This window comes from Microcoleus sp. w1-18aA5, from assembly GCF_036701705.1.
Lineage (GTDB): Bacteria > Cyanobacteriota > Cyanobacteriia > Cyanobacteriales > Microcoleaceae > Microcoleus.
Genome location: NZ_JAUPTE010000029.1, coordinates 25,747 through 46,178, shown reverse-complemented (window position 1 = coordinate 46,178; position 20,432 = coordinate 25,747). Strand labels below are relative to the sequence as shown.

27 protein-coding genes and 3 rRNA genes are annotated in these 20,432 nt (G+C 44.1%); 13 read left to right on the top strand and 17 right to left on the bottom strand.

Annotated elements, in window-relative coordinates; translation table 11 throughout:
• Nucleotides 1–3 precede the first annotated feature (3 nt).
• From Q5691_RS13070 to Q5691_RS13060, 3 genes are all read right to left on the bottom strand, one after another.
• Nucleotides 4–846, bottom strand: a complete 843-nt coding sequence (locus Q5691_RS13070; RefSeq protein ID WP_333213163.1) for a YheC/YheD family protein — start codon at nt 844–846, stop codon at nt 4–6.
• An 87-nt stretch (nt 847–933) separates the two neighbouring features.
• On the bottom strand, nt 934–1,623 hold the full coding sequence (locus Q5691_RS13065; RefSeq protein WP_333213164.1) for an ImmA/IrrE family metallo-endopeptidase: 690 nt from the start codon (nt 1,621–1,623) through the stop codon (nt 934–936).
• Between the two features lie 15 nt (nt 1,624–1,638).
• Complete coding sequence (locus Q5691_RS13060) at nt 1,639–1,962, bottom strand: helix-turn-helix domain-containing protein (RefSeq protein WP_172189318.1); 324 nt, start codon at nt 1,960–1,962, stop codon at nt 1,639–1,641.
• Nucleotides 1,963–2,216: 254 nt separating this feature from the next.
• On the opposite strand from Q5691_RS13060, the gene Q5691_RS13055 reads away from it, so the two are divergent.
• The 8 genes from Q5691_RS13055 (at nt 2,217) to Q5691_RS13020 (ending at nt 7,688) form a co-directional block, all read left to right on the top strand.
• Nucleotides 2,217–2,483, top strand: a complete 267-nt coding sequence (locus Q5691_RS13055) for a hypothetical protein (protein WP_006634886.1) — start codon at nt 2,217–2,219, stop codon at nt 2,481–2,483.
• A gap of 88 nt (nt 2,484–2,571) precedes the next feature.
• Nucleotides 2,572–3,276: a hypothetical protein gene (locus tag Q5691_RS13050; protein ID WP_333345132.1), complete on the top strand. Its 705-nt coding sequence runs from the start codon at nt 2,572–2,574 to the stop codon at nt 3,274–3,276.
• A gap of 59 nt (nt 3,277–3,335) precedes the next feature.
• Nucleotides 3,336–3,704 (top strand): hypothetical protein, encoded by a 369-nt coding sequence (locus tag Q5691_RS13045; RefSeq protein ID WP_333345130.1) that lies wholly within the window; start codon nt 3,336–3,338, stop codon nt 3,702–3,704.
• A gap of 56 nt (nt 3,705–3,760) precedes the next feature.
• The gene (locus tag Q5691_RS13040) at nt 3,761–4,738 is read left to right on the top strand and encodes a hypothetical protein (RefSeq protein ID WP_333213167.1); all 978 of its coding nucleotides are present in this window, start codon (nt 3,761–3,763) and stop codon (nt 4,736–4,738) included.
• Nucleotides 4,739–4,814: 76 nt separating this feature from the next.
• Nucleotides 4,815–5,894: a hypothetical protein gene (locus Q5691_RS13035; protein ID WP_333345127.1), complete on the top strand. Its 1,080-nt coding sequence runs from the start codon at nt 4,815–4,817 to the stop codon at nt 5,892–5,894.
• Nucleotides 5,895–6,040: 146 nt separating this feature from the next.
• Nucleotides 6,041–6,766 (top strand): DUF433 domain-containing protein, encoded by a 726-nt coding sequence (locus Q5691_RS13030; protein ID WP_333345125.1) that lies wholly within the window; start codon nt 6,041–6,043, stop codon nt 6,764–6,766.
• Entirely contained in the window at nt 6,763–7,185 is a 423-nt protein-coding gene (locus Q5691_RS13025) for a PIN-like domain-containing protein (protein WP_333345123.1), read from the top strand. Before Q5691_RS13030 ends, Q5691_RS13025 begins: the two co-directional genes overlap by 4 nt.
• A 221-nt stretch (nt 7,186–7,406) precedes the next feature.
• Complete coding sequence (locus Q5691_RS13020; RefSeq protein ID WP_333036187.1) at nt 7,407–7,688, top strand: YiaA/YiaB family inner membrane protein; 282 nt, start codon at nt 7,407–7,409, stop codon at nt 7,686–7,688.
• Between the two features lie 94 nt (nt 7,689–7,782).
• Here Q5691_RS13020 and Q5691_RS13015 read toward each other — a convergent pair whose 3' ends face one another.
• The 4 genes from Q5691_RS13015 to Q5691_RS13000 form a co-directional block, all read right to left on the bottom strand.
• Complete coding sequence (locus Q5691_RS13015; RefSeq protein WP_333044207.1) at nt 7,783–8,253, bottom strand: ferredoxin; 471 nt, start codon at nt 8,251–8,253, stop codon at nt 7,783–7,785.
• Between the two features lie 77 nt (nt 8,254–8,330).
• The gene (locus Q5691_RS13010) at nt 8,331–8,717 is read right to left on the bottom strand and encodes a DUF1257 domain-containing protein (RefSeq protein WP_242716193.1); all 387 of its coding nucleotides are present in this window, start codon (nt 8,715–8,717) and stop codon (nt 8,331–8,333) included.
• Nucleotides 8,718–8,756: 39 nt separating this feature from the next.
• Nucleotides 8,757–8,966, bottom strand: a complete 210-nt coding sequence (locus tag Q5691_RS13005; protein WP_015176940.1) for a DUF2997 domain-containing protein — start codon at nt 8,964–8,966, stop codon at nt 8,757–8,759.
• 386 nt (nt 8,967–9,352) lie between these two features.
• Nucleotides 9,353–10,210, bottom strand: coding sequence for an ABC transporter permease (locus tag Q5691_RS13000; RefSeq protein WP_333160813.1), 858 nt, complete (start codon nt 10,208–10,210; stop codon nt 9,353–9,355).
• A 241-nt stretch (nt 10,211–10,451) separates the two neighbouring features.
• Between Q5691_RS13000 and Q5691_RS12995 the strand changes: the two genes are divergently transcribed.
• Both Q5691_RS12995 and Q5691_RS12990 read left to right on the top strand, forming a co-directional pair.
• On the top strand, nt 10,452–11,780 hold the full coding sequence (locus Q5691_RS12995) for a pitrilysin family protein (RefSeq protein WP_333345121.1): 1,329 nt from the start codon (nt 10,452–10,454) through the stop codon (nt 11,778–11,780).
• A 489-nt stretch (nt 11,781–12,269) separates the two neighbouring features.
• Nucleotides 12,270–13,298 carry a C39 family peptidase gene (locus Q5691_RS12990; RefSeq protein ID WP_333308043.1) on the top strand — a complete coding sequence of 343 codons (1,029 nt, stop codon included), beginning with the start codon at nt 12,270–12,272 and terminating at the stop codon, nt 13,296–13,298.
• A 192-nt stretch (nt 13,299–13,490) separates the two neighbouring features.
• On the opposite strand, the gene nadC is transcribed toward Q5691_RS12990, so the two are convergent.
• Complete coding sequence (gene nadC, locus Q5691_RS12985; protein ID WP_333345119.1) at nt 13,491–14,354, bottom strand: carboxylating nicotinate-nucleotide diphosphorylase; 864 nt, start codon at nt 14,352–14,354, stop codon at nt 13,491–13,493.
• A 345-nt stretch (nt 14,355–14,699) separates the two neighbouring features.
• Between nadC and vapB the strand changes: the two genes are divergently transcribed.
• From vapB to Q5691_RS12970, 3 genes are all read left to right on the top strand, one after another.
• Complete coding sequence (gene vapB / locus Q5691_RS12980) at nt 14,700–14,915, top strand: type II toxin-antitoxin system VapB family antitoxin (RefSeq protein ID WP_333215483.1); 216 nt, start codon at nt 14,700–14,702, stop codon at nt 14,913–14,915.
• A 2-nt stretch (nt 14,916–14,917) separates the two neighbouring features.
• On the top strand, nt 14,918–15,304 hold the full coding sequence (locus Q5691_RS12975) for a type II toxin-antitoxin system VapC family toxin (RefSeq protein WP_333345117.1): 387 nt from the start codon (nt 14,918–14,920) through the stop codon (nt 15,302–15,304).
• A 291-nt stretch (nt 15,305–15,595) separates the two neighbouring features.
• Complete coding sequence (locus Q5691_RS12970) at nt 15,596–16,264, top strand: hypothetical protein (RefSeq protein WP_333215479.1); 669 nt, start codon at nt 15,596–15,598, stop codon at nt 16,262–16,264.
• Between the two features lie 126 nt (nt 16,265–16,390).
• Here Q5691_RS12970 and Q5691_RS12965 read toward each other — a convergent pair whose 3' ends face one another.
• The 9 genes from Q5691_RS12965 to sufR form a co-directional block, all read right to left on the bottom strand.
• Nucleotides 16,391–16,789 carry a transcriptional regulator gene (locus tag Q5691_RS12965; RefSeq protein WP_333345115.1) on the bottom strand — a complete coding sequence of 133 codons (399 nt, stop codon included), beginning with the start codon at nt 16,787–16,789 and terminating at the stop codon, nt 16,391–16,393.
• Nucleotides 16,790–16,841: 52 nt separating this feature from the next.
• The gene (locus Q5691_RS12960; protein ID WP_106332875.1) at nt 16,842–17,060 is read right to left on the bottom strand and encodes a DUF2283 domain-containing protein; all 219 of its coding nucleotides are present in this window, start codon (nt 17,058–17,060) and stop codon (nt 16,842–16,844) included.
• Nucleotides 17,061–17,071: 11 nt separating this feature from the next.
• Nucleotides 17,072–17,326, bottom strand: a complete 255-nt coding sequence (locus tag Q5691_RS12955) for a DUF4258 domain-containing protein (protein WP_333215475.1) — start codon at nt 17,324–17,326, stop codon at nt 17,072–17,074.
• 323 nt (nt 17,327–17,649) lie between these two features.
• Nucleotides 17,650–17,766: ribosomal RNA gene (gene rrf, locus Q5691_RS12950) — 5S ribosomal RNA — on the bottom strand.
• A 208-nt stretch (nt 17,767–17,974) separates the two neighbouring features.
• Complete coding sequence (locus Q5691_RS12945; protein WP_333215471.1) at nt 17,975–18,178, bottom strand: hypothetical protein; 204 nt, start codon at nt 18,176–18,178, stop codon at nt 17,975–17,977.
• A gap of 134 nt (nt 18,179–18,312) precedes the next feature.
• Nucleotides 18,313–18,429 (bottom strand): 5S ribosomal RNA (gene rrf / locus Q5691_RS12940).
• 394 nt (nt 18,430–18,823) lie between these two features.
• A 5S ribosomal RNA gene (gene rrf, locus Q5691_RS12935) occupies nt 18,824–18,940 on the bottom strand.
• 195 nt (nt 18,941–19,135) lie between these two features.
• Nucleotides 19,136–19,543 carry a hypothetical protein gene (locus Q5691_RS12930; RefSeq protein WP_333308034.1) on the bottom strand — a complete coding sequence of 136 codons (408 nt, stop codon included), beginning with the start codon at nt 19,541–19,543 and terminating at the stop codon, nt 19,136–19,138.
• Nucleotides 19,544–19,661: 118 nt separating this feature from the next.
• A complete protein-coding gene (gene sufR / locus Q5691_RS12925; RefSeq protein ID WP_333051990.1) occupies nt 19,662–20,360 on the bottom strand; it encodes an iron-sulfur cluster biosynthesis transcriptional regulator SufR in 699 nt (232 codons plus the stop codon).
• Between the last annotated feature and the right edge of the window lie 72 nt (nt 20,361–20,432).

Sequence of the window (20,432 nt, the reverse complement as noted above, 5' to 3'; positions counted from 1 at the left end):
CATTTACGGCATTTTGTTAACAATCAAGCTCTCCAGAATTCCTTTAAACATTGTTACGACAATTTGGCGATCGTTATCTCTAACAAATATATCGTAATTAGGACTTGAGTTAATTTCAATCAACCAATATGCTCCGTTTTTATCTAGCGCTATGTCAAGCCCAGCATAATTAATCGCAATTTCTGCAAAAACAGGTTTAACAAAATCTTCAATCTCAGACATGAGATTGGGGTTAATTATATGTTTGGCTTTTGCACCTTCCCAGTGCAACGGGCTTAAATTGCCCGCAAATTTAGCCTGAGATTTGTCTTTCTCGTACAGCAAAACTAACTTTTCTTTGCAGAATACAGCCCGATATTCGTGGGCAATTTCGATATATTCTTGAGCTAGGGCCACATAGTCATAATCTTTGCTGTTTACGTTAAATATAATTTCTAGGGCTTCTTTAATTTGCTCTCTACTTTCACACAAAAAAACATTGTTGCCACCAGCACCGCGATTTCTTTTGAGAATTACCGGGAAAGCGAATTTTTTGTTTACTTCTAAAACAATTGATTCAATATCTGGGAAACTCAAATACTTTTTATACTTCTCCTCGCAGTGAGGCGAGACAAAACCGAGAGTTCTGGCAGTATTTATTTTGCCGTTTAATAGTTGATAGGTATATTCTTTGTCTTTAAAAATCTCTGCTACTGACGCGCTGTTAAATGGCGTCATGTAATTGACAAAATAATATTCTTCGCCGCCCTGTTTGAGTCTAATCAAGTTTTGGGAAGGATGCAGGATTTCGTAAGGGATATTTAATTCCTCACAAGCTGCCAGCAGGATTTGAATATTGGTTAGCATAAAATGTAACTTAATTAAAAATTAATTTTAAAGATTTGAGATTAGAGAATCGCTTCCAAATCTCAAACCTCAAATTAGATCGCACTTTTATCCAAACAACCGCTCCTGTCCGTTGGCGGCATCTTTCCCGGCATAAATCTCGCGCGTTCCCTTGGGAATGTAAATCCAATCGAATTCTTGCAAGCGGTTTGTTAAATTGGAAATGCTTACTCCCAATTCATCTCTCATTTTGTATAAATGCGACCACTTAGTTAAATCGCGTCCCTGTCTTTTTTCCTCCAAAATACACCGAGGCATCAACAAACAGCTTGCAAAATATTGCGCTTGCCATTCGATCGACAAAACCTTATTATCAGCACTCGCACCCCGACAAACAAACGGTTCCTCGGCATCCTGGGCGGTTTTTCCTTGATTGCCCAAGTTTAGTTCCAACTGTTCGACAGTGCCGTCTGCTTCGTCTTGATTGACGTGTAGCACCCAGTGGCCGATTTCGTGGGCGATCGTCGATTCGATGAAGCCTGGGGGTTTTTCGAGAATCTGTTCGTTGATTTCGATTAACCGCTGCTGCGGCAAAATCCTCGCCGCGATCGCACCTTCTTCATCCGGCTCAATGCACTCCCAAACTACGCCCAAATCCAGAAAATCAGCAACCGTTGTCGCATCAAAAGGCCATCTCGGAGCAAAATTTTGCGTTTTCTGCATCTGCATCAAGATGTCATTTGCCAAACGCTCGATCGTTTCTTTGGGATAGAAGCAATACGGTTTAAAAATACTCACTATGAGGGGCCTCTCTTACGCTTCAAAAGATTGTTTGAGCCAATCTGGATTTTCTTGCATCCGGCGGAAAAGAGCCTGCATTTCCTTTGGATTCTGCTTCAGCAGCGCTTCGTACTGCTGCGGCAGCCTCCCCGCCAAGAAAATCAATTCCTCTTCGTTTATGTCTAGATTCCGCGCTAATGCTCGGATTACGTCCTCTTTTGGCGCATAATCCGCTCGATCGTTCTCCAACTTCGACAAATAAGTAAAGTCCACACTTAGCATAGCTGCTAGCTCACGTTGTGAGTAAGCTTTGTCCTTGCGAGCTTGACGGATCAGTCTTCCAAATGTTTGTTCCACGGTTTTTCGCCTCCTGACAAGCATTCTAGCCTGTTTTGATGAAAAGTTCAACAAAATACTTGACGGGAAAATCAACCCGCGCTACCATGAGGTTAGTTGACGGTTTAATCAACCAATTAACCCGGACTGGTAGAGTTAAGGGTGCCAATTAGCCTAGCTCACACGCTACATATAGCGTCGTCAACTTCAGAGGAGTGAGAAGCGCTGGGCGTCAAAACGCTTGTACGCAGCAAATAAGGAGGAGCAGATCGCAAATGCTGAGAACCTGGACAGACACGCATTACAAGCTCGAAGACGATGACTGGCTATACATCGCCACCCACGAAGAACAAAGCTCAGCCTCACTGGTTTGTCCCGGCTACGCGCGGGATGGCGAAGGCTTCAGCATCCACTTCACCCCAGCGCACCTAGAAACATTAGAGCATTTGCTCGCCGCGCTGCGGATTATTAAAGCTCAACAAGAGGCGATGCTTGAGTATACCTATCCAGAACCAAAAGCAACAACACATCTTATTAGGTAATCGAAGTTCGGCCACGAGCAATGTACAAGATTTAACGGATTACCAGTTCCCCGTAAAGCAGCAATAAATAACTAAGGAAAAACGAACAATGACTACTAAAACACAAGAAAGACCTACATTTTCAGTATTTGGTGCCAAACCGAGCAATGCTTTGCTAGTACCAGAAATTCCGATCGCAGTACGTAACAATTGCCAAAGTGGCCAGTGGGCGATCGGCGATACAGACTACGGTTCCAAGTGTTCCATGACAATCCTCAAATTCTCCAAATTCTTCGGTTCCCTCGGTCAAACTTCGCACACATTGTGGGGTCAACTGTGGTTTGTCGCAGAAAGTGGCGAATTACCGCAAGGAGTAGTCATGGTGACATACATCAAAAACCGCAGCTTGAACGATTTTAACCGCTTGGTAGCATCAGTTCAATCTCGCGGCGTAGAACCTGCAACCGGAATTTTTGTTCCCGAATTTGTTAAGCATTCCGGTCAGAAACCAGACGACAGCGGAGTAGTAAAACCGATAAACTACTACAGCTTGAAATGGTCTTGGAACGAGCGGAAAGATTGGGCTGTGATCGACCAAGCTGCAGCAGTTTTGTCAGATTCTAGCAATCAATCGCGGATGATTGACTTAGAAGGAACAAGGGCAATGGTGTGTTTAGATAACCTGCCGGCGCAGCAAGTAGCCTGCTTGATGGCTGCTCACGCTGGCGGTGAAAGCGATGCTATGGCTTTGAATTCCAACGGCAGTATGTCGTTGTCGCCAGCCGAAGACCAATTAACTGCTGACTTGTTCTAATTTTGTTGTAAAGGCGCGATTAAATCGCGCCTTTGCCATAACTGTTACAACAGAGTGAAATGAAGAAATTAACCAAGCTGAAAACCAAACCAAACCTGCAAGAAAGCCGTTTGAAAGAGAATCTTGAGCTGCTCGACCAAATTCGGACAGATGCAGTTAACGACATCGAAAGTCTCACCGAAGACTTCCAGCACATGACTTTAGTAGCCGAATCAGTCCAGCGAAATTACCGAGCTTTGTTAGCCGAAAATCAATTGCTAAAAGGCGCTCTTTTGAGTATAATTGATGAGTGCGCCTGCTGGGAAGGTAATCGGTGCGATCGCTGCTGGAAACTTCTCAAAATGCTAGCCAGCGATAATTCAGAAGAAAAACCCGACGCAGCCAGCAAGTACCGTTCCATTCTCAGCCAACTCCGCAACTTAGAATAACTGAAAACGTTTCAGTCACAAGTGTCGAAAAGTTATAATCAGGAGAAGCCAACATTATGACAATAGCAACTGCCAAAGATAGCAAAGCCCAAATTTTGCAAAACTTTCAGCAGATTTTAGCCGACAAAAAAAAGATCGAATCCAAAGTCGAAACCAAAGAACAGTCAGCCGAAAAAGCCAAAAACAAACAACTCCTAGAAGTCGCTTCTACCTACACAATTGACAGCATCGTCAAAGGCTTGGCTGACTTGCAATTAGATTTTGGCAGTACCATCAGCGGACTTTCGGAAAAACTAAAGGCAGAATCTTCAAAATTAGACGAATTAAAACGCGCGATCGAAATTGAAGCCACACAATTGCAAGAGTTACAGCAAATCAGAGTTGTAGCAGACGCCCTCCACATTTTAACTCAAGAGCACCGAGAAAAACTGACCCTGCTCGAACAAAACAGCGCCAACCAGCGCGAAATAATCGAAAAAGACACGACCCAAAAACGCAAGGTTTGGGAAAAAGAACAGCAAGAATTTGATGCAGCAGTTCAAGAAGAAACTGCACTCCTCACTAAAAAGCGCCAAGAAGAAACAGCAGATTATCAATACGAATTACAGCGCACTCACAAAATAGAAATCGACGAATACGAAGAAACGAAGCGCAAACTAGAACGGGACTTGCAAGAATCTACCCGCGAAAAAGAGAAAAATTGGGTGGAACGGGAAAAAGTCCTCAGCGACAATCAAGCGGAGTTTGAAGAGAATCAAAGAAAAGCCGCCGGATTTGAAGAAGAGCTCAAACAGGCTTATGTCAAAGCCAAAGAAGAAGCAATTCAAGAAGTTTCCCGCGAAGCTAAAGTCAAGGCAGATTTAGTGGATAAAGAATGGGAAAGCACTAAGCAAGGATATGAATTGAAAGTGCAATCTCTACAGCAGACAATTGAGCGACAAACCCAACAAATTGCCGAAATATCCGCGCAACTGCAAGCCACGATGAACCAAGCGCAAGATTTGGCAATGAAAGCTTTTGCCAGCAAAGCTTAAAACCTAGTAGGGTGTGCAATACACACCTTACGAAAAAATGACATAAATTTTCCACCTTATTAAGAAATGAAAAGTCATGAACAAAAAAGTTAGCGACAAAAGCACCAAGGCGGAAATCTTAGAAGCGTACAAGGAAGCAGCGCAAGAAAAAGCGCAGTTAGAATTGCAAATCCAACAGCTAAACGCTTCCCAAAAGCAAACATCAGTCCCCGAAAAACCTATTGGGGAGGCACAAAAATCAATGGCTTTAACTCAAAATTCACAAAAAATGCAGTCTACAATCGACAATTTGATTTTGCTGCAATTTGGCTTTGGTGGTGCTGTCAGCGAGTTGTCGGAAAAATTAACTTCGGAAGCTGCTAAAGTCGAAGAATTGCGGCGCACAGTGGGTGAGGAAATTCAACAACTGCAAGAGTTGCACAGTTTAGAAGATGTTGCAGAGGATACGCTGGACAATTTAATTCAACAGTACGAAGAAAGCGCGAAAACTTTTGCTGGCGAACTCAGCGAACAACGCGAAACTGTTGAACAGGAATTGGTGGAACGCCGGCAAGCTTGGGAAAAAGAGCAAGAACTCCACAAGTTGGCCGTTAAAGAACGCAATGAGCATCACCAAAAAGCTCGCCAGCGGGATGAAGAGTTGTATGATTATGAGTTGAATCTTCAGCGAAATCTGGACATCGAAGAATACCAACAGCGCCAGAAAAGGCTGTATCAAGAAATCGAAGAGTTTCAGCAAGAACAGGAGAAACAGTGGGCGGAACGCGAAAAATCTATTTCGGAACGAGAAAAACTTTATGCTGAGGTTAAAGCGAAGGTAGAAGCTTTCCCGAAAGAACTGGAAGCTAATATCAAGAACGGGAAAGATAACGGCCGCAATATTGGCAATTATCAAGCTAAAGTTAAGGCGGATTTGTCTGCTAAAGATATCGAAGGGCAAAAGCAAAATTATGAACTGCAAATTCAAGGGATGTTGCAGACAATTCAAAATCAAGATGCGCGCCTTGCTAGCTTGTCGAAACAACTGGATTCTGCTTTAAAACAGGTTCAAGATTTGGCGGTGAAGGCGATTGAGGGTTCATCGAATTTGAGTTCTTTCCAAGCAGTGAGGGAAATTGCGATCGAACAAGCGAAGACTCAGCAGAAAAATAAGTAATCCGTAGCGCTTTTAGGAGCTAATTAGGTTGCTTTAGATACCCGATTTCTTGAAGAAGTCGGGTATCTGGGTATGGAAGGGAGAGATTTTTGCGATCGCCCGCGAACTGTGCAAACATATAAGTATTTAGGATTAGGACAACTGCTATGCTTGATACTAACAACTTCGATCCGCGCGAGATTCCTATATATTCTATCCCTCAAGCAGCGCAATATCTCAGGCTGCGGAAGGATAGGTTGCGAGATTGGGTTGGTGGCTGGTTCTCGAAAACAAAAGCAGACAAGCGCTTCTTTGAGCCACTGATTAAGTTACCTCACCCCAACAATTTTGAACTGCTTCCCCAGTCCAAAACTACACTACTTTCTTTCACAAATTTGGTAGAGGCTCATGTCTTGATTGCCATTTTTAAGGCTACTGGCTTCTCCCGAAAACAACTTAGCACTGAACTCGACTACATCAACGATCATCTTTCGACTCCTCAATTATACGGTGGAATTGAGTTTCAAAGCGAGGGAATAGCTCTTTTGTTTGAGAGATTCGGACAGAAGCTTGCAGCATCCGACAGGGAACAGGAAGCAAGACAGATTCTAAAAACTTATTTCGATCGCATTGTACGAGATGAAGCTGGATTACCCCTCAAACTCTACCCTTTCACGAAGCTACCAGGTGCCGACGAACCTAAAACAGTGATGATTGACCCCAGAATCTCCTTTGGCCGCCCAGTTTTAGCTGGAACTGGCATTCCCACAGCTATGCTTGCGGAACGTTACAAAGCTGGGGATTCCATCGATGAACTTGCCGAAGACTACAATTGCGATCGGCTCCAAATTGAGGAAGGTATTCGCTGCGAACTTCCGCTAGTAGCAGCATGAATGAGATATTTTTCATAGACAGATGTTTAGGAACGAAACTGGCAGATTCACTCCGAAATGTGGGGGCTACAGTAGAAATTCACGACGATCATTTTCATCCAAAAATGAATGATGAGGATTGGCTGAGGATAGTTGGAAAGGACAATTGGGTGGTACTAACAAAGGACAAGAAAATCGCTACCCGTTCTTTGGAGTTATTAGCCGTGGCTCAAGGCAATGTCAGGCTTTTTGCATTTGTCGGAGGCGATGTTTCTGGAGTTGTAGTGGCACAAGCTTTTGTAAATGCCTTAGAAAATATGCAACGATTTATTCGGGGGAATCAAGCACCTTTCATCGCTAAGGTGTACCAGTCTGGTTTGGTAAAGCCCTGCAAGAACCAAAAAGAACTTTTGAGAATGCTCCCTAAAACCAGTGAGTAAATCATCCCAAATCAATCTCCCTTAGTCCAGTTTTTCAACTGTCTACTCCCACCCAGTCCTTCGAGAGCATCAAACCCTATCTACAGCGTTATAGTTTTTAGTAAAAAGCCCGATCGCACTGTTCACTTATCGAAACTGTCCCTTCCTCTCCTGACCGCTTCACTCACGCTATCTATTCTTTAAGTTAATCAACCAAAAGATATATTTGACTTCGAGGCACTATGCAGAAACAAATCATACGCCAAAAAGATACTAATGCTTGGATACTTCAGTGCTGGGTTTCTTTTATTCTTGCCCTTTCCGCAACTACTGTAGGTATCATTTATTTACAGGTAGACCCCTGGCAAAAAGCTTTTATGGGTATGGGTTTAACTTTTTCAGTCGGCTCGTCTTTTACTTTAGCAAAAACCATTCGCGATAACAACGAGGCAACAACATTAACTGCCAGAATCGACGAAGCTAGAGTTGAGAAAATTCTCGCTGAGCACCATCCTCTCAAATAAATTTGACTATACAATGTATACAAAAAACAGCCCGCGCGGGCTGTTTTTGTTGTTTGAGCCACAGGTTTCAAGCTGCGGATGTGAATTGGGGATTTCAATGGCTACCTTTGAACTTACGATCGCGCAACTTATTCTTTTGTCGCTGGCGAATACCTGCCTTAACCATCGCAAAATCCACCGGAAAACCAACGACAGGAATCACCTGATCCTTGCGTTCTTCTTCCAGATTCTTGAGTTCGGTGTAATCAACCCAGTGAATGCAATTCACCGGACAAGTGTCGATCGCCTCAGCAATCAACTCTTCAGAATCCCCGTCTTGTCGAACTACGCGCGATCGACCGTAATCCGGTTCAATATAAAAAGTATTGCGAGCAACGTGAGCGCAGTGCTTGCAGCCAATGCAGGTAATTTCATCAACATAGACACCTTTTTGGCGCAACACCCCGCCCAACTCCGGTTCCAAACCAGAGCGATCGGGCGCATCCCGCAAAAATCCCCCCAACTCCGGCTCTAAACCAGAGCGATCGATTGCTGTATCTATTCCGAGTCCAGAAAGCTCAGACATTTAGACCCCCACAATAGTAAATAAGTCCGCGCAGGCGGACTTTGATGAAACAAGATTGCAAAAATCTCGAAAAATTATTAAGCGCACCAGCGTTGCACCACCAAGCGGAGCGAACCGTCTTGATTTTGCTTTTGCTCAGAAATTTGGAAACCCTGCTTAGCGCTTTCATTCACCACAGTATGGTAAGCGTAGCGCTGAGTCACCTTATTCAGAAAACGGTCTACAGACCAAGCTTGCTGCCAAAATTGCAAGTCAGCCACCAATTCATACTCAGTCCCGTTCCAGCTAAAACCTACGTCGTAGCCGTTTTTTTGCTCAATCACGACCTCAGCGGTGCTGGTTAAGCCGCGATAGCCACGCACCTCAGTTGGGCCAGACTTCCAGTCAATACCCAAGTCAGTTAAAGCAGCTTCCAAAGAATTCAAATTGCGGATCTGGGTCTTAATTTGGCTAAAATGTGACATGGTGGTTCCAAAAAAATTTAAGTGAACTCAACAAAAAAATTACCAATCGCTAAAAGCCACTTGGGCGGTCGCTTCGGCTGACTGATGCAGCGCTTGCGTGAAATATTCAGATGTTGACTCTTGATGAAGCACCACGCCGAGCTGAGCTTCAATTGCAGCCGTTACCTCAGCACAGGAAGCACCGACAATGCCGGTGACGGTTTCCTGTACGCGGCCATCTGGATAGATCACAAACTCTAGTGTTTCCATAATGCGGGCTGACTGAATAGGAATATTGAGAACAGACACCGACACCAGCAAGCCAGGGACGATGCCTCCTGAAGTAGCTTCTTGAGAGTTGGCTGACTGACAAAGCGCTATATCAATTTTGACTAATTGATAGGTTTTGAGTCACAACTTAACAGAACTTATTAATAGGTAGAAGCAATACATCAGTTGTATGTAAAGTTTCGCGTAGATCGTGACAGCAGTCAAGTCGGTCGATTTTAGATTTTAGATTTTAGATTTTAGATTTTAGAGGGAGGAGGAAGGAAGAGGGGATGAACCGCAGAGGGCGCAGAGGGCGCAGAGGGAAGAAGGCAGAAGGTAAAAGGCAGAAGGCAAAACGAAAAAGTATAAATTCCCCCACTCCCTCTCTAATTCCCTCTGGGATCTAAAACGTCTCGCAGGCCATCGCCCAAAAGGTTGAAACCAAGAACAGTCAAGGTAATCAGCAAACCTGGAAACACGATCGTCCAAGGAGAAGAAAGAGCGTATCCGCCCTTAAAAGCATCCGAAAGCATCGTCCCCAACTCAGGAACCGGCGGCTGTGCGCCCAAACCCAAAAAACCCAAACCAGCAGCTTCTAGTGTCGCCGTACCAGTAGAAAGAGTTGCTTGTACAACTAGAGGCGCCAGACTTCCCGGCAAAATGTGGCGAAAAATAATCCGCAAGTCGCTGGCGCCCAAGGCCTTGACAGCCAAAACAAATTCTTGTTCCCGCAGAGACAGCACCATACTGCGAGTTAAACGGATGTAAATCGGAATTTGCACGAGGCTGACGGCGATAATTACGCTTTGCAGGCTCGGCCCGGTGACCGTAACAACGCCGATCGCCAGTAAAATCGAAGGAAAAGCTAGCAAAATATCCGCCAAAGTGCCGATCGCAATTTCCAGCAACCCCCGAAAATACCCGGCCACCAGCCCCAAAAGCGCTCCCAAAATTAAACCCACACCCACAGAAACCAGGCTGACGAGTAAAGATATTCCCAATCCGTGCCACACCCGCACTAACAAATCTCGCCCCAAACCGTCGGTGCCCAACCAATGCTTAGCGCTAGGAGCCACTAAGCGCGACAAATAATCTCGATCGACCGCCGGATCGTAAGGAGCAAGTACGGGGGCTAACAGTGCCGATATCATCAGCGCTAGAGTCAAAATTAAGCCGATTTTCCCCGAAGTTGATCGCCAAAATCGTTGAAAAGCTGCTTGTGGAAATACTAAGTTGTTATTCAATCTTCGATTTTCCATCGAATGCTGTCACCAAAAAAACTGAGGACTTGGGCAACTATTAGGATAAATTAACGATCGCGCTCGCAGAAATACGTTAACAGGACTTGCTCTAGGGATACGAAAAACTCGGTGCGTGCATTACCCTCCATACCCAAAGTCGCATTTTTTGCCCCAATGCCCAATGCCTGAGCTCTTCCTTAAAGACCCTTTAAGATATAGAGAACAAGATCAATTTAAAAGCCAAATGACATCAACCCTGCTCAAAACCTCAGCCCGATCGCCCCTCAACGCCCCAACAATCCGCCATTTCCCCAACGGCCTCACCGTTATAGCCGAACACTTGCCAGTCGATGCTGTTAACCTCAGCGTGTGGCTCAATTTAGGCTCAGCCGTCGAACCAGACGACATTAACGGCATGGCTCACTTTTTAGAACACATGATTTTTAAGGGAACTCCGAGCATTCCCAGTGGAGAATTTGAGCGCGCGATCGAGCAACGCGGCGCTGTCACCAATGCAGCCACCAGCCAAGATTACACTAACTATTACATCACCACAGCTCCTAAAGATTTTGCCGAACTAGCTCCTCTGCAAGTCGATGTGTTGCTGAATGCGAGCATTCCCGACGACGCCTTCGATCGAGAACGGCTGGTAGTCTTAGAAGAAATTAGACGATCGGAAGACAATCCCCGCCGCCGCACCTATCAGCGATCGATGGAATTAGCATTTGAAGTCCTGCCCTACAAGCGACCGGTACTCGGCCCGACTGCGGTAATCGAACAGTTGACAGCCCAACAAATGCGGGATTTCCACACCAGCAGATATCACCCAGGGGCGATGACAGCCGTAGCTGTCGGCAATTTGCCAGTCGATCAACTAATAGAAATTGTCGCAGACAGTTTTGCAGCAAAAAGTACAGCACAAAACAACAAAATAAATGTGCCTGCTGTCAGCAACTTCCACCCAGAATCCCAAATCCTGAACTACGGCCAAGAGTCGCCGTTTACAGAAACAGTCCGCCGCGAATTTGTAGACTCTGCCCTTCAGCAAGCCCGACTGATCGTGATGTGGCGAGTGCCAGGTTTCATGGAAATGTCCGAAACTTATGCCCTCGACGTTTTGGCAACAATATTGGGACACGGCCGCACAACTCGCTTGGTTCAGGATTTGCGCGAAGAAAAAGGGCTAGTTTCGTCAATTTCGGTCAGCAACATGACTCAGCGACTTGGCGGTGTATTCTCAATTTCCGCTCAACTACCGACAGAAAACTTGGCAGCAGTGGAAGCTGCGATCGTCGGACACATCCGCACTCTCCAAACCGAACTGGTGACAGATGCCGAAATTTCCCGCATCCGCACTCAAGTAGCAAATCGGTTTATCTTTGGTAACGAAACTCCGAGCGATCGAGCAAGTTTGTACGGTTACTATCAGTCGATGGTAGGAGATATCGCTCCCGCCCTCAACTATGCCGCTTGCATCCAAGCTCAGACTGCCGAGGATCTCCGAGAAGCCGCCGTCAAATATCTCTCTCCCGACGCAATGGGTGTTGTGGTAATTCGCCCCGACGAAGCATAAATCTGACTTCGCCTCAACAGGGAAATTCTGCCATCCCTCTGCTTTTGAGGCATCCAACAGCATTCGGGATTCGGCAGAAACAATGTCAACTCGCACGAGGGATTTTTAGTCAATAGTGCGTGAAATTCGATCGGCCCGCGCCTTGAAGGTTTTGTATCAAATAATTAATATGAAGCCTTTAAGGTACGTGCGATCGGCAAAATTACCGTAATTTTAGGAGACGATAAACTGGGAATTTTTGACGAGCAAGCAATTTAGTCGAGGGAAACCGGGTTTATCGGCGATCTAAAATCTAAAATCTAAAATCTAAAATCTAAAATCTAAAATCTAAAATCGAGTGAGCGGCAAAATTACCGTAATTTTATGAGACGATAAACGGGGAATTATTGACGACTCAGCAATGTAGTCTCGGAAAACCGGATTGATCGGCATCGTAATTCTAAAATCTAAAATCTAAAATCTAAAATCGATTGACAGGGGCACGCAAGCATGAAATTACAAAACTTTCTCAACTCAAACATTAGGTACGATGCCAAAGCAATTGCTGCAGACGACGAACTCAGTGCCCAAATTCAAAGCCGCCTCATTGACCTGGGTTTACTGAAGCCTCCCGTAGACGGAATTTTTGGCCCTCTCTCTACCGCCACCCTCCACCGATTTCAAACTCTGATGAAGTGCGGCGAAGCGGGTTTTTTGGGAGCAGTCACAGCCAAAAAGCTGATTGAAACCAAACCAGAGGAGATTCCCACACATCCCCTGATCCTGAAAACGCTCAGAGACACTATTTTTAAATCAAAACCGCTGGCGTCTTCTCAACTTCAGGACTCGGAAAAACAAGTAATACCAGCCGGAAAAGAGTTTGAAATCTTGGCTTTTGCCCCGGCTCGCGGTCACATCAGAGTTGCTCTCCGCAACGAGTCTTTCAAAGATTCAGGAATTTGGTATGTTTTCGGAGCACACGCTCAAGTTACTCAAGACAGCGTTCTGTTTTATCCCAAACCGAATCCTCCAACGGTCAGGCTTGGCATTCCTTATCTATCGCAACTGGATAACTTGAATAATCCTACAGGTTCTTGCAATGTAACTTCATTAGCGATGTGTATGGACTTTTTGAGGGTGCCACGGCGCAAACAAACCGGGCAATATGAAGACGAACTTTACGAATATGCGATCGCCAAAGGTTACAGTCGCTGGGACCCCTACGATTTAGCAAAGATTGTTAGAGATTACGGCGCTCAAGATTTCTTTACCGAGAATGCAACTATTGATGACGTTCAAGATTGGCTCGCCACCGGAAATCCCGCTGTCATCCACGGATACTTTACGTCTTTCGGTCACATTATAGTTGCATCAGGCTACGACAGCGAGGGATTCTTCGTCCACGATCCCTATGGTGAGTGGTTAGGAAGTGGCTACGATACAAGTGTCAGCGGTGCCTACTTGCACTATCCCTATCGCTTAATCCGCAGCGTGTGTATGCCTGACGGGAATTTTTGGGTTCATTTTATCTCTAAGTAATCGTTAAGAGTCATTAGTCCTTAGTCATTAGTCATTAGCTAAGAGATAAGTTGCCTCTTGAATTTTTCGGCGATTCAAATCGCTTAAGAGTCCACGAAATCCGAGCAGAAGGGGGCTAAAGAGTAAAATGGGTATTAAATCCTGATTTGGTATTAGCCATATTTTCTCTCACTAATGACTGCTGACTAATGACTAATGACTATTAATTTTCATGCTCAAATCCAGCCAAGTCGATCGCGTAATCGGAGCACTGGTAGAAATATAGTCAACTCCGGTTTCGGCTACACTTCTAATTGTTTCTAAAGTAACATTGCCGGAAGCTTCAATTTTTACCCGATCGCTCTTTTGGCGAATTATTGCCACAGCCTGCCGCATCAAATCACAGGACATATTATCTAACATGATAATATCCGCCTTGTGCTGCAAAGCTGTCTCTACCTCAGCGAGAGTTTCGGTTTCGACTTCGATCGTCAGCGGATAGGGGATAGAATTGCGAATTAGGGCGATCGCATCTGCAATTCCCCCAGCCGCCGCAATGTGATTGTCTTTAATCATCACCGCGTCATCTAATCCCATCCGGTGATTGCAAGCACCGCCGACTTGAGTTGCGTATTTTTCCAACAATCTCAATCCCGGCGTTGTCTTGCGCGTATCCACTAATTGCACGGGCAAATCGGCAATTTTGTCAACATATTTTTGAGTCAAAGTAGCGATGCCGCTCAAACGCATTGCCAAGTTTAATGCTACTCTTTCTCCGGTTAGCAGCGCATCGAAATTGCCGGAAATCTCGGCGATTACTTCTCCTTTTTCGCACAGTTTCCCTTCTGGTACTTGGGGGATGAAACTGAGGCTGCTGTCTAAAAGTTTAAATGTGCGATCGGCAATTGGCAATCCGGCAATGACTCCATCTTCTTTGACAATCCATTTAGCTGTACCCTGGATGCTGTTTGCGGGAAATAAGGCCGATGTTGTGCGATCGCCCCTACCGATATCTTCTAGTAGCCAGTTGTGCAATAGGGAGTCTAAAACTATCCAAGGCGGTAATATTGCTGTCATGTTTTGGTCGGTTGTTATATCAAGATGATATCTACTAGGAACAATAGTCGATCGGGTAATTTTAGGCAAGTTGCACAATTATGATGGTGTTAGTGCGATCGCAATTTGGTAGGCGGGGGCGATCGGGGGGAGGCGGGGGCGATCGCACTACATTAGGACTTACGCATGGGGGTTCAGAAACCGGGTTTTTTAGCGAATCTGTGGGCGGGAACGATCTTTTCGTAAAAAAACCCGGTTTTTTTGGTCGGAGTGCGTCCAGGAATCTAAATAATGGGGTATTCTGTTGCTGACTTTGGGTGTTAGTGCTTTAATGGAGTAGATGGGTATCGATCGCGAGAAGAAATCATGATACAGCCAGTCATTTTAGAAAAATTAGCAGAACTCCCTGAGTCTCTTCAGACAGAAGTGCTTCATTACATTGAGTTTTTGATTGAAAAGCAGGCTAAAAACTCAACCCAAGAAAAGCCGACAAAGCGAGGCGGACTTGGTATTTGGAAAGGTAAAATCTGGATGTCTGATGATTTTGATGAACCTCTAGAAGATTTAAAGGATTATATGTAAACATGAATATTCTACTGGATACCCATACTTTGCTCTGGTACTTGGAAGACAGTAAACAATTAAGTTCTCAAGCAGGAGAAATTATTGAAGATCCAAGTAACGCTCTCAGGTTGAGTATCGCCAGCTTATGGGAAATTTCCATTAAGCTTGGTTTAGGAAAACTTAGCTTGCAAAACTCATTCTCTGAGTTAGAGGAAGTGTTGCAACAACTAAAAATAGAGGTTTTGCCTATCACATTCTCTGATACAGAGTGCTATCTTAACTTGCCGCTGCATCATCGAGATCCTTTCGATCGCATTTTGGTAGCACAGGCGATTAATCGTTCCCTTGTTTTGGTTAGTCGCGATGTGGCTTTTGATGCCTATGACCTTCAGCGGTTATGGTCATAGCTGCGGCAGGTATTCTGTTGCTGACATTGGGTATTTGTGCTTTAATGGACTATAGCAAAACCATTTGATTTGTAAACAATCGATTCAATCATCACAAGCGTTTCAGGTTGTTTTACATTCACGACTCAAATAGACTTGCTATAGATGAGTATGGATTAATAGTTAGACCTTTGAGCTGGGGGCTTAGTTAAGAAGGCTATCTGTGGGCAGCAAGGCTCAAGTAGGCGGAAGCTTTTGGTTTATGGAGTTAAATTATTCAAGTGTGAAGCATTCCTAAAGGAGAATCATTAAATGGTGGAGCTTTCTGACAAAATAATTGAATTAGTTATTGACAAAGTTTTAATTGGCGGTATCGTTTTAGCAGCAGGTTATTGGCTCAATAAAAGATTCGAGATATTTAAGAACGAGACTAACGAAAAATATCACCAGAGACAATTAATTGCTGAACTTGAAAATCAACAAAAGCAACAAATCTCTATATTAGAAGATCAGATTGCTATAGCCCAATACAATGCAGAACTGGAACTTATAGAAAGACAGATTTCCGAGTTTTACTGGCCTATATATTTAAGATTAGAAAAAGATAATGTAATGTGGAAACGAATAAAGTCTTTGAGCGCTGAAAAAAATGTTTTACCCGAATCTGCAAGTGAAGCTATAGAAAAAGAGTTCATCCTTAAGAATCACCAAGAAATAGTTGAGATTATAGAATCTAAAATACATTTAGCAGAAAATTCCAATGACAGCAAAGAGTTGATAAATGAGTTGCTGAAGTATATCAAGCACGTTGCAATTTATAAAACAATCCGTTCTATAAAGGAACTTCAAAGATTTAACCCAATTGACCTGAATGAGCCATTTCCTGAAAGAATTCATCCCTTGATTGAAAATAAATTTCGAGAATTGCAGAATAGATATGAACACCTTAAAAAGGTTAAGTTTGGAGAGCTTAGGAAATAAAATTACTTGCACAGGTAGCGATCACCTTAGTTATCACTTAAATCGATCACGAACGCTTAAAACAAATGATTAATCAGCAGGAGAGCGAATATCAGCAACTCCTACTCAACAAGTAGCAGCTCGCCCTTAAAGAAACAAACTAATATCAACTTGGAAAAAATCGGCTAATTTTCTGGCTTCATCTATTTCGATCGCCCTTCCGCTAACAAAAACTTTATCAACCTCTGTTTCCGTTCCTAAAACAGGAATCAAATCAGATTTGTCCAAATTTCTCGCATCCATTAAATGTTGCAACATTGAAGCAGCATTTCCTGCAGGAATTGGATAATTTTCAGATTCAAATTTTTCAATCAGCGTTATCAAAAGCTCCAGAAATAGCTCTTCCTCCAGCGATCGCATAGGGCGGTGTTCCAGTTCGCAAGCGAGAGCGATCGCGGCCTCGTTTTCTGCTTCATTTGCGATCGGTTTTGGTTGATACCGAACAAGTAAATATGTATAAGATTTTGCATCAAAAGTACGGATCATTTTTCCACTCATCCTTACTTATATTTACACAGGTAGCGATTGATTTCCCTATTTAAGCTACAGTAAAAGCTATATTTTCTAGCACTACATTAGGTACATTTCCACTACCTAAAACCTGTGTAGCATCTAAAACTTCTATCCCTACCAATAACTCATTTTCCCCAATATTTAAAGCGATTTCGTCAGTTAACTGTAAAGTACGACACTGATGCTTACCTTCTACAAGTCTAATGTAGAGAGCATCAATTTCGGAATCATAACTAATCTTCATAAACTTTTACCTCAAAAATAAAATGTATACACTGTGATAACAACTAACTCAGTATCAGTCTCGGCAACAATAGGTACTACTTTCTTGAGAGAATAGAACTTATCCTGCCAATCATTATTATACTGAAAAGTAGCTTGATATTTGTACCTACCATTTTTAGCAAGTTGTCGATTACCTGTCATAATGGTATCAATAATTTCGGCTTCATTAGTACCTCTTTCAATCGCTTGTTCCTGGGCATGATTAGTTAATCTAATAGGTTTCACTATTTCTTGTCCAATAAATTAAAATTTTAAACTCCTAATTCACATGGATATTTACAGTTTCCATGCTCTTAAAAAACTAAGTCCATAAACTAACTTTAGTCCAAGGCGGATGGTTGTGCAAGAGCTAGTTCATGAGCGATGCTTGCAGGAGATGATACCAAATCCTGATTTAATAACCTCTTTATTCTTTAGTCCGCGGAGGCGGACTTCGTTTGTTTAGCAGCGGTTTCAACCGCTAAGCCATAAAGAGAATGACTAATAACTCACCAAAAAACTAAAGCCCTTTTCCGTTGTTGCGGGAAAAGAGCTTTAATTTATTATTAACCTGGCACTGAGCTATTTTACCGGGCAGTGACCCGCCGAGTATCTTCGCCATAGCAACGTTTAACAACCGAGTTCGGGATGGATCGGAGTGGTTCCATTACATCATAAGCACCAGGAAAGCTTTGAAAACTTTTAATCCTGTGTCTGCGTTCCGCTTAATTCTAAGCTTGATGCGCTGCATCTCTTTCGCTCGACTTAATTACTGTATCAAGTTTTCCCCTGTCTGTCAACCCCTTGGTCAAAACTTTTTTTCGATCGCCCGAAACAGCCCCCAATAGCCGAGTTTGAGGTATTATTTGCCAGTGGAGTCGATCGACCTTTAACTCACAAATCCAAAAACGCCGCATCAGTTCCCTGTCCTCTGCGAATCTTCCCGTCCTTCACAAACCACGCCACGACCTGCTTAACTGTTAATTGTTCGATCGCGCTTTCAGATTCTGTCGCAATTTGCCTCAACGGCCGCAAAGACGCAATTACCAAATTCGTAAAAAAGTTTTCAAAACTCGCATCAAGTTCGATCGACCACAAATCTGCTGCTGACCCAGAATATTGAGATTTCTACAAAGGGCCCAAGACCAGCTTTTGTGTAGATGAGTAATAATTCACCAAAAAATTAAAGCCCTTTTCCGTTGTTGCGGGAAAAGAGCTTTAATTTATTATTAACCTGGCACTGAGCTATTTTACCGGGCAGTGACCCGCCGAGTATCTTCGCCATAGCAACGTTTAACAACCGAGTTCGGGATGGATCGGAGTGGTTCCATTACATCATAAGCACCAGGAAAGCTTTGAAAACTTTTAATCCTGTGTCTGCGTTTAGCTTAATTTTAAGCTTGATGCGCTGCATCTCTTTCGCTCGACTTAATTACCTTATCAAGTTTTCCCCGGTCTGTCAACCCCTTTGTCAAAAGTTTTTTTGCTCGCCCGAAACAGCCTCCAATAGCGGAGCTTCTGTCGCAATTTGCCTCTCATGCCGCAAAGACGCAATTACCAAATTCGTAAAAAAGTTTTCAAAACTCGAATCAAGTTCGATCGACCCAAAATCTGTTCCTGGTAGAGAATATTGAGATTTCTACAAAGGGCGCAAGACTTGCTGTGGTATAGATGCTTAATAACTCACCAAAAAACTAAAGCCCTTTTCCGTTGTTGCGGGAAAAGAGCTTTAATTTATTATTAACCTGGCACTGAGCTATTTTACCGGGCAGTGACCCGCCGAGTATCTTCGCCATAGCAACGTTTAACAACCGAGTTCGGGATGGATCGGAGTGGTTCCATTACATCATAAGCACCAGGAAAGCTTTGAAAACTTTTAATCCTGTGTCTGCGTTTAGTTTGATGCGCTGCATCTCTTTCGCTCGACTTAATTACCTTATCAAGTTTTCCCCAGGCTGTCAACCCCTTTGTCAAAAGTTTTTTTTGATCGCCCGAAACCGCTGGAATTATAGGGGTTTGAGGCCGGGTTTGGGGGTGGGCCGCTCGACCTTTAACTCACAAATCCAAAAACGCCGCCTCGGTTCCCTGCTCTCTGCGAATCTTCCCGTCCTTCACAAACCACGCCACGACCTGCTTAACTGTTAATTGTTCTATCGGGAGCTCGGCTTCTGTCGCAATTTGCCTCAAAGGCCGCAAAGACGCCACCACCAAATTCGTAAAAAAGTTTTCAAAACTAGCATCAAGTTCGATCGACCCTTTAATACTCTCATCATTCTTAATCCAATCCATCACCTGCCCATTAGTCACCTCAGCCACCGGCTTCCCAGTCTCCCCAGCAATTTGCTTGAGCACCCTCAAAGCATAAATTGCCAGCCGCGCCGAAAACTTTTCCTTCGACGACAGCAGCGCCATATCAACTTCGGCGCACTCTTCCGGCTTTAAAAAATCTGCTAGCGGTTCCATATATTAAAAATTAGTAATTGCTAATCGGTAATCGGTAATCCGTGACATCCGTGACATCCGTGACATCCGTTACACTCATCCGTTGTCGAACTTCCATGCGTGACATCCGTTACATCCGTTACAAAATCCGTTGCCGAACTTCTTCCTTCCTTCTGGCAATCAAATAACCGCAGCGGTGTTCCCCATCAATAATCCAGTGAGTTCGCTCCACAATACAATCCGGCAAAACCGCTGCAAACATTTCCAACTCATTACCGCAGACACTCGGAAAAGTTTCAGCAACATTAGAAATCGCGCAATTGTGTTCCATCAACACAAATCGATCGCCCAAACCAGTGCGATCGCAGATCCCAACCTCTACCGATTCTACAGGATAACACTCAGCCATATAACCTTCAGCCCTGCGGAGTTCCATTAACTTAGTCACCCTCTCTTGCAGCGAACCCGCACCCACCAGCCGCCGATACTCCGTCGCCTTGCGCTGCCACTGTTTTTGCAAGATAGTAATCACTTGCTCGCGGCCGACGGTTTCCGCCAACGTATCCAGAAAAGAGACAGCAAAATCACCATAACGATTCGGGAATCGATCGCGCCCCTGACTGGTAAGCTCATAAATGTGCTGCGGCCGCCCCATCCCAGCCTGAACCGACTGATACTGAATCAGCCCCTCCGCTTCCAAATCCTTCAAGTGACGGCGAATCGCCTGCGGACTGATATCCAAAGACTCCGCCAACTCAAGAGCCGTCCCCTGCCCCCCCTTGAGCAAATATTGCAGGATGTCTTGTTTCGTGGAAGTCTGCTGAGTAGTCTCCATCATCTTCACAAAAAATTATTAATTTGACTTTGACAATATCACTATTGTTAATGTAGCTTAAAATATAGTAAAGCA

Coding starts and splice junctions, on each gene's coding strand:
- Q5691_RS13070 (WP_333213163.1), bottom strand. CDS start 846: ATGCTAACCAATATTCAAATCCTGCTGGCAGCTTGTGAGGAATTAAAT.
- Q5691_RS13055 (WP_006634886.1), top strand. CDS start 2,217: ATGCTGAGAACCTGGACAGACACGCATTACAAGCTCGAAGACGATGAC.
- Q5691_RS13050 (WP_333345132.1), top strand. CDS start 2,572: ATGACTACTAAAACACAAGAAAGACCTACATTTTCAGTATTTGGTGCC.
- Q5691_RS13045 (WP_333345130.1), top strand. CDS start 3,336: ATGAAGAAATTAACCAAGCTGAAAACCAAACCAAACCTGCAAGAAAGC.
- Q5691_RS13040 (WP_333213167.1), top strand. CDS start 3,761: ATGACAATAGCAACTGCCAAAGATAGCAAAGCCCAAATTTTGCAAAAC.
- Q5691_RS13035 (WP_333345127.1), top strand. CDS start 4,815: ATGAACAAAAAAGTTAGCGACAAAAGCACCAAGGCGGAAATCTTAGAA.
- Q5691_RS13030 (WP_333345125.1), top strand. CDS start 6,041: ATGCTTGATACTAACAACTTCGATCCGCGCGAGATTCCTATATATTCT.
- Q5691_RS13025 (WP_333345123.1), top strand. CDS start 6,763: ATGAATGAGATATTTTTCATAGACAGATGTTTAGGAACGAAACTGGCA.
- Q5691_RS13020 (WP_333036187.1), top strand. CDS start 7,407: ATGCAGAAACAAATCATACGCCAAAAAGATACTAATGCTTGGATACTT.
- Q5691_RS13015 (WP_333044207.1), bottom strand. CDS start 8,253: ATGTCTGAGCTTTCTGGACTCGGAATAGATACAGCAATCGATCGCTCT.
- Q5691_RS13010 (WP_242716193.1), bottom strand. CDS start 8,717: ATGTCACATTTTAGCCAAATTAAGACCCAGATCCGCAATTTGAATTCT.
- Q5691_RS13005 (WP_015176940.1), bottom strand. CDS start 8,966: ATGGAAACACTAGAGTTTGTGATCTATCCAGATGGCCGCGTACAGGAA.
- Q5691_RS12995 (WP_333345121.1), top strand. CDS start 10,452: ATGACATCAACCCTGCTCAAAACCTCAGCCCGATCGCCCCTCAACGCC.
- Q5691_RS12990 (WP_333308043.1), top strand. CDS start 12,270: ATGAAATTACAAAACTTTCTCAACTCAAACATTAGGTACGATGCCAAA.
- nadC (WP_333345119.1), bottom strand. CDS start 14,354: ATGACAGCAATATTACCGCCTTGGATAGTTTTAGACTCCCTATTGCAC.
- vapB (WP_333215483.1), top strand. CDS start 14,700: ATGATACAGCCAGTCATTTTAGAAAAATTAGCAGAACTCCCTGAGTCT.
- Q5691_RS12975 (WP_333345117.1), top strand. CDS start 14,918: ATGAATATTCTACTGGATACCCATACTTTGCTCTGGTACTTGGAAGAC.
- Q5691_RS12970 (WP_333215479.1), top strand. CDS start 15,596: ATGGTGGAGCTTTCTGACAAAATAATTGAATTAGTTATTGACAAAGTT.
- Q5691_RS12965 (WP_333345115.1), bottom strand. CDS start 16,789: ATGATCCGTACTTTTGATGCAAAATCTTATACATATTTACTTGTTCGG.
- Q5691_RS12960 (WP_106332875.1), bottom strand. CDS start 17,060: ATGAAGATTAGTTATGATTCCGAAATTGATGCTCTCTACATTAGACTT.
- Q5691_RS12930 (WP_333308034.1), bottom strand. CDS start 19,543: ATGGAACCGCTAGCAGATTTTTTAAAGCCGGAAGAGTGCGCCGAAGTT.
- sufR (WP_333051990.1), bottom strand. CDS start 20,360: ATGATGGAGACTACTCAGCAGACTTCCACGAAACAAGACATCCTGCAA.